The following is a 5,994-nucleotide window of genomic DNA, read 5'->3' on the forward strand; positions in this document are numbered from 1 at the left end:
TTGCGATCGTCGATCATTTCGACAACAAACGCCTCGTGAGCGTCCAGAAGGGAAGGTCGTTTCCAACCCTGCGGCCGCGGTGTTGGCTCGCCCTCCACTGCTCTTGCAATCCAGCGGATCGCCGTGGAAACCCCAACGCCGAACCGACCGGCAGCCTGGCGGGCAGACATACCGGTAGCTGACGCCTTCAAGACTCGGATCCGAAGATCATCGCTCAGTGCTCGTGCCATCATCAACCTCCTATTCGTATAGAAGTTGAATCAGCTTCGGTCGTTCTCGTCACATCACGTTTGATTCATCGATCACAGGATCTGCTCTAGCGCCAACTTGCGTTTTTAACGGCGGTGGCTGGTCCAGCGGCGGACGCGCTAGCCGAAATGCACGGCGGTGGGTTAATTACAGCGTGCCATTACAAGCGGGTCAATCGCAATCCTGCCCCCGCCGAACACGACCAATGCCAGCGCCATTGCCGCCCACGGAAGGTGGAAATTTGCCCAGCCATCTGGAATGGTGAACTGAATTATCGCGGTCATTAGCAGCAAGCCGAGGGCGGCGAAGCGTGTCGCCAAGCCAAGGATCACCAAAATCGGCAGGATCAGTTCGCCGATCCCCGCTGCGGTCGCCATCGCTAGGGGAAACGGATAGGGAAATTCACTTCCGAAGACATGTAGTTTGAACTCCTGTTCGAAAAGATATCTTGCCCCCTGCGAGAGCGTCAGGAACCCGTCCCATTTTGTCAGTCCCGACTTGAAAAAAGGAATCGCCAGCGCGAAGCGCAGTGCCAAAAGCGGCAGCGAAGGGGGAACGGAGGCGAGTAGACCTGCGGTACGTGTGATGAGAGCGGCCAGGGCAGCGCCAGAGCCGTGTGAGGAGGCCGCTTCCGTCTTCATGGGACGTTTCCTTCGTGCTGTTTGAGGGTGCCAAATGAACCGAGACCGGCGAGGCCAATCAGTGCCGTTCCGAAATCGAATGCGGGGTCGGCGGCCAATGCCGCATCTGCTGCCTCCCCAAGTGTCGCGCCCTTGAACAGAGAGGTCGCAAAGGTGGCGTCTTGCGCAGGCAGGATATGAACATTGACGGTCATCGCCGGCCGCACGACCAGGACAGCCTCGGGATGCCAGGCGTTGACCGGCGTTACCATGTCCCGCTGATGCGCGCTCCAGATGGACCCGATGGGATGGAGCGATTGTACCACCTCCGCGGAAGGATGCGGCACCAGCCGCAAGCCAGGAAGAGCCCCGGGCGCCACTGCTGCGAGGGCCGTAACGCCCAGTGGCGTGGCATCTGCCGCGTGATAGGCTCGCATCCAGGCCGCGTCGAGCCGCGCGACATCCGACAGATACACAAGCGCTTGCGCCGGATGGAACTTTGCGATGAAATCCGGGAAGTCGTGGCCGTATTCGAAAATCAGCGGCGAGACCGGTTTGTGGTCCTGGGCATAGACCCGCGCCATGGCCATGAAGAATTCCGTGCCGACGAGGCGCTCGGTCACCGGGAACTGTTGCGCCAGCGCCCGTGTCAGCCCGACGAAGACATTGTTGCGGTAGACGGCGAAGCGCACCGCATCGGCTCCGCCGCGTGCCGTGGTAATACCGTCAGGGACTGGTTGGTCGGCATGCAGCAGCGCGTCAGCGAAGGCGTTTTGGGTGGCTAGGATACCCATGGTCAGGCCGCCCGAATCCGGTTACGACGCGCAGCTTCAGCGGCAAGCATGGCATCTGCCCGCGATGCCTCCGCCTGAAGGGTAGTGAACTCAGGGACGTCATTGTCCCATTCAATCAGCGTCGGGAGCGCTCCGCTGCGCGCAAGCGTATGGTCGTAGAGCGCGATCACATCGCTTTTCACCGCCGTGCCATGCGCGTCGATCAGCAGCCGGTCACCGACGGCGTCGACGGTCTCGTCGTATCCGGCGAGATGAATTTCGCCCACATGCTCGACGGGGAAACGGTCGATATAGACGGTCGCGTCGAGCCGGTGGTTCACAGCCGAGACCATGACATTGTTGACGTCGAGCAGCAGGCCGCAACCGGTGCGCTCGGCGATCGTCGCCAGAAAGTCTACCTCGTCGATCGTGCTGTCGTCAAATAGCACATAGGTCGACGGGTTTTCGAGCAGCAACCGCAGCCCAAGCGCCTGCTGCGTTTCGTCGACATGGTCGATGACACGCGCCAGGGTTTCCGGTGTGTAGGGCAGCGGCAACAAGTCATTGAGGAAGCCCGCGTCGTGTGAAGACCATGCCAGATGTTCGGAGAAACTCTGCGGCCGATAGCGATCGATCAAGCTGCGCAGCCGCTTTAGATGGGTGGTGTCGAGCGGGTTCGCCGCACCGATCGACAGACCGACGCCGTGCAGCGACAGTGGATAGTGTTCCCTGATGGCTTCAAGATAGCGATGCGGCGGACCACCCGCGCCCATGTAGTTTTCGGCGTGCACCTCAAAGAAGCCGAGATCCGGCCGATCGGCCAGGATAGTCTCGTAGTGTTCGGGCTTGAGGCCGAGCCCGGCGCGCGCAGGCAAGCTGGTGGCGTTGGTTCTTGAAACAGTCATCACAGTCTCCCCGGAATTTGCCAGACAGGACTGGAGGCCCAGATAGCCGGGCCTCCACTTTGGGGATCAGCCCTTCATGGGCTCCAGCATGCCCTTGTGGCCATCGACGTTCATCGACGTGCAGGTGCCGGCAGGCACTGCCTTCCAGGAATTGGCCTGGTAGTCCATCGTCGAGGTACCGGCGCACGTTGTGCCGGCGCCGGCCGCGCAGTCATTGTGACCCTTGAGCGCGACGCCATAACATTTCTCGTTACCCACCATCTTCTCCGCCGGAAGTGGCGCGGCGAAGGCCACCGATGCAATCGCGGTGGCGAGCGAGCCGGCGAGTGTCAGGGTAAGAGTGGAACGGTTCATGGAGATCTCCTCTGGATTTTCCGCATGCCGGTCATCGGCCGCGTAATCATCCCTTCGACCGGGCGGAGCGCTCTGTTACGCCCGGCTGCCAACACGAATTCGTGATCGAGAGTTTTGGCGGCATTGGACAATATTCAGGGTGGCGCGTAACAAGATGGCCTCTGCGCGCGAATGGGAGAGATAGAGGTTGAATGGCCGGGACGAAAATGAACTTGCCATTCTGCTGCGCGCCGCGATCGCAGGGGATGAAAAAGCCTATGGTGCGTTTCTGGAGCGAACCGCCACCATCGTTCGAAGTTTTGCGCGCCGAAAGATCGTGCGGGGCGGGGTCGATCCAGAAGACATCGTGCAGGAAACGCTTCTGGCAATTCACCTGAAGCGTCATACCTGGATCAGCGACGCGCCTGTATTGCCCTGGGTTTATGCGATTGCACGGTTCAAGCTGATCGACGCCTTTCGCAGACGCGGCCGCCGCGTCGAAATCGAGCTCGGTAATATCGCGGAGACGGTCGCTCAGATGGAATGCGAAACCGTCAGTGACCGTGAGATCGGTCGTGCGCTGGAAGGTTTGGCGCCTGGCCAGCGGGCTGTCGTTGCCGCGATTTCGGTCGAGGGGCGCTCGATCGGCGAGACGGCCCAGAAGTACGGTATGACTGAGACTGCGGTGCGGGTGGCACTGCACAGGGGGTTGCAGTCGATTGCGAAAAGGTTTGGACGGAGCTAATGCAGACCAACGACCTCATTAAGGCACTTTCGGCAGATGCCGCAACGTCCACACCGCCGCTCGGCTACGTGTGGTGGGTGGCCATCCTCGCTGCGACGATCGTTGCGGCGGCCGCCTTCTTCGTTCTGATCGGCCCGCGGCCCGACTTCGCGGTGGCCGCGCATACGGTCCGCTTCCTGTCCAAGTTCGTCGTCACGCTCACCCTGGCGGTTACAGCCTTTGCTCTCCTGCGGGTGCTTTCGCGGCCGGGTTCAAATGTCAGACGGGCCGCGTTATGGCTTGTGCTCCCGCCAGTTCTTCTTACCGCGGCGGTCGCGGCCGAACTGTTCGCCATTCCCTCTGATCAGCTGGTGACAGTCTGGTGGGGGAAAAACGTTTATATCTGCCTTACCTTTATCCCGTTGATCGGTCTCGCCCCGCTCGCCGTTTTTCTGGGCGCTCTCCGTTACGGCGCGCCGACCCGTCCTGGTCTTGCGGGCGCCGTCGCTGGGCTGCTTGCCGGCGGCATCGCCGCAACGTTCTACGCGGCCCACTGCACCGACGATTCGCCGCTGTTCGTTTCCACGTGGTATTCGTGCGCGATTGCAGGGTTGGCGGGACTCGGCACGGTCCTCGGCAGACGCCTCGCGCGCTGGTGAAGCCTTTCCGATTCGATCATTAGGACGCCGGGACCACCCGCCAACAGCCAATTGCTTGAAATGAGCTTGAAACATCGGCGCGCAATGATTTATATCACGTCATGACATTGCTGCGCTGGAGCTCGACCTTTTATCATGTCCGATGTCACGAACGCCAAATATTTGCCTTCCGACGAAGTGCTTGCGGACCGTCTCGGCATCACGACGAGAGAGTTTTAGCGATATCGCACCCAGAACCTCATCACGGTTTCCTCAACCGCCGCCGGCGGTGAGAGTGATGGCATCATGATCACCTGCCAGCTTGGAAACCGGATCTGGGAAGGCCTTGTCGTGAACGGGTGCTTTACCTTGGAAGAGATCAGGTTCCTGCGCGGGAAACTCGCGACCAGCACACGCTCAGTGTCCGCGGCGAGCGTTGATTTCGACAGTTCAGGAAGAGGAAAAAAATGAAGAAGCTTGCCAGCATTGCTTTCGCCGTATCAATCCCTTTGACCGCCCATGCTGCGGCCAGGATGGTGTCTCAAAGCGGCGACTGGGGCGTGTACTCCTTCACCAGAAGCGGATCTCGCGTTTGCTACGCGCTTTCGGTGCCAAAGCAGTTGGAGCCCCCTAATGTGGACCATGGAAAGAGCTATTTTCTGATCGCACCGGGGTAGAAAGGGGGCGCCAATGAACCCGAAGCCATCCTCGGATACGCACTGAAGACTGGCTCGACGGTACAGATTTCAATTGGGGACAAGACGTTCACGATGTTAGCCAAGGACAACACTGCCTGGGTTTCCGACGCCGCTCTTGAACCGGAGCTCGTCAACGCACTTCGGTCCGGCAGCCAAATGACGCTGCGTGCGACGTCTGCGCGGGGCACGCACACGACCTACACCTACTCACTGACAGGTGTCATGGCGGCGCTGGAGCAGGCCGCCCGATGCAAGTGAGGCGGAACTCAATTTAAACCAAACGGCGCCTTCCGCCCGTTTTACCAAACGGTGACTTCTGCTGGGGCGTCGCAAGTTTGACGTCGAGAGACACTCTCAAGATTTAAACTTATACGCAGCCGGTTCCGTCGACCTGGTTCAGTTCACCGCACGATGGCGCCTCTGCAGGATGAACTCAGGCGCATAGGCGTTGGCCGCCTCGATCGTATCGATGCCACGAAGCCGCAATTCCTTGACCAGCCGGTCCTGCAGCGTCTGGTTGGCGCGTTCCACCCGGCCTTTCGCCTGCGGGGTGTTGGCGCAGATAATGTCGATGTTCAACTCATAAAGCGCCCGGCCAAATTGCGTCAGACCGCTCGTGCGGTCCGTCATCGAGGCATGCGTGCTGCGGAAAACACCATGCTTGTCGCTGTAAAACGCAATCGGTTTGCCCCATTGCTGCAAGTAGGCCTTCGTCGCGTGCAGATAGTCAAAGGTGTTCTCAGAGGCGGCAAAGCGCAGATGCAACAGCTTGCCGGTCGCATCGTCGATGTAGACGAGCAGGGCGCATTTGGGACCGCGGTTCTCGAACATGGAGTAATCGCGGCGCGATCGCCCTGGCTTTTTTGGGCTGGCGAGGGTGGTTGCCCCCGATAAGATGGAAAAACGGGCTCTCGATTGGAACCGGGCCCAAACATCGGATGGAGGCAACCGTGAACCAGTATATTGGGCTTGATGTTTCATTGAAAGATACCGCGATTTCGATCCGGGAGGACGGCAAGCGGATCTGGCGGGGGAAGTGCCCTTCAGATCCAAA

Annotated in this window: 9 protein-coding genes and 2 pseudogenes; 5 read left to right on the plus strand and 6 right to left on the minus strand. The window is 60.0% G+C overall.

Features of this window, described 5'->3' with window-relative positions; genetic code table 11:
- The 5 genes from AC1D2R_RS31920 to AC1D2R_RS31940 all read right to left on the minus strand — a co-directional run.
- On the minus strand, positions 1-230 hold a 230-nt coding region (locus tag AC1D2R_RS31920; RefSeq protein WP_477973535.1), incomplete at its 3' end, for a helix-turn-helix domain-containing protein.
- A 162-nt stretch (positions 231-392) separates the two neighbouring features.
- On the minus strand, positions 393-890 hold the full coding sequence (locus AC1D2R_RS31925) for a DoxX family protein (protein ID WP_477973814.1): 498 nt from the start codon (positions 888-890) through the stop codon (positions 393-395).
- Entirely contained in the window at positions 887-1,663 is a 777-nt protein-coding gene (locus AC1D2R_RS31930; RefSeq protein WP_477973816.1) for an HvfC/BufC N-terminal domain-containing protein, read from the minus strand. Before AC1D2R_RS31930 ends, AC1D2R_RS31925 begins: the two co-directional genes overlap by 4 nt.
- Positions 1,664-1,665: 2 nt before the next feature.
- Entirely contained in the window at positions 1,666-2,547 is an 882-nt protein-coding gene (gene bufB, locus AC1D2R_RS31935; protein ID WP_477973818.1) for an MNIO family bufferin maturase, read from the minus strand.
- Between the two features lie 66 nt (positions 2,548-2,613).
- Positions 2,614-2,901: a BufA1 family periplasmic bufferin-type metallophore gene (locus tag AC1D2R_RS31940; RefSeq protein ID WP_477973820.1), complete on the minus strand. Its 288-nt coding sequence runs from the start codon at positions 2,899-2,901 to the stop codon at positions 2,614-2,616.
- Between the two features lie 187 nt (positions 2,902-3,088).
- Here AC1D2R_RS31940 and AC1D2R_RS31945 point away from each other — a divergent pair, with 187 nt between their 5' ends.
- The 4 genes from AC1D2R_RS31945 (at position 3,089) to AC1D2R_RS31960 (ending at position 5,198) form a co-directional block, all read left to right on the plus strand.
- Positions 3,089-3,625: a sigma-70 family RNA polymerase sigma factor gene (locus AC1D2R_RS31945; RefSeq protein ID WP_477973822.1), complete on the plus strand. Its 537-nt coding sequence runs from the start codon at positions 3,089-3,091 to the stop codon at positions 3,623-3,625.
- Entirely contained in the window at positions 3,625-4,263 is a 639-nt protein-coding gene (locus tag AC1D2R_RS31950) for an NrsF family protein (protein ID WP_477973824.1), read from the plus strand. The genes AC1D2R_RS31945 and AC1D2R_RS31950 overlap by 1 nt, the downstream gene beginning before the upstream one ends.
- 446 nt (positions 4,264-4,709) lie before the next feature.
- Positions 4,710-4,919 (plus strand): hypothetical protein, encoded by a 210-nt coding sequence (locus AC1D2R_RS31955; protein WP_477973826.1) that lies wholly within the window; start codon positions 4,710-4,712, stop codon positions 4,917-4,919.
- Positions 4,920-4,946: 27 nt separating this feature from the next.
- Positions 4,947-5,198 carry an invasion associated locus B family protein gene (locus AC1D2R_RS31960; RefSeq protein WP_477973828.1) on the plus strand — a complete coding sequence of 84 codons (252 nt, stop codon included), beginning with the start codon at positions 4,947-4,949 and terminating at the stop codon, positions 5,196-5,198.
- A 168-nt stretch (positions 5,199-5,366) separates the two neighbouring features.
- On the opposite strand, the pseudogene AC1D2R_RS31965 reads toward AC1D2R_RS31960, so the two are convergent.
- Positions 5,367-5,768 (minus strand): annotated as a pseudogene (locus AC1D2R_RS31965) (transposase family protein); the annotation flags it as partial.
- Between the two features lie 122 nt (positions 5,769-5,890).
- Here AC1D2R_RS31965 and AC1D2R_RS31970 point away from each other — a divergent pair.
- Positions 5,891-5,994: pseudogene (locus tag AC1D2R_RS31970) on the plus strand (IS110 family transposase); the annotation flags it as partial.

Source organism: Rhizobium sp. P1_C7 (assembly GCF_056406295.1).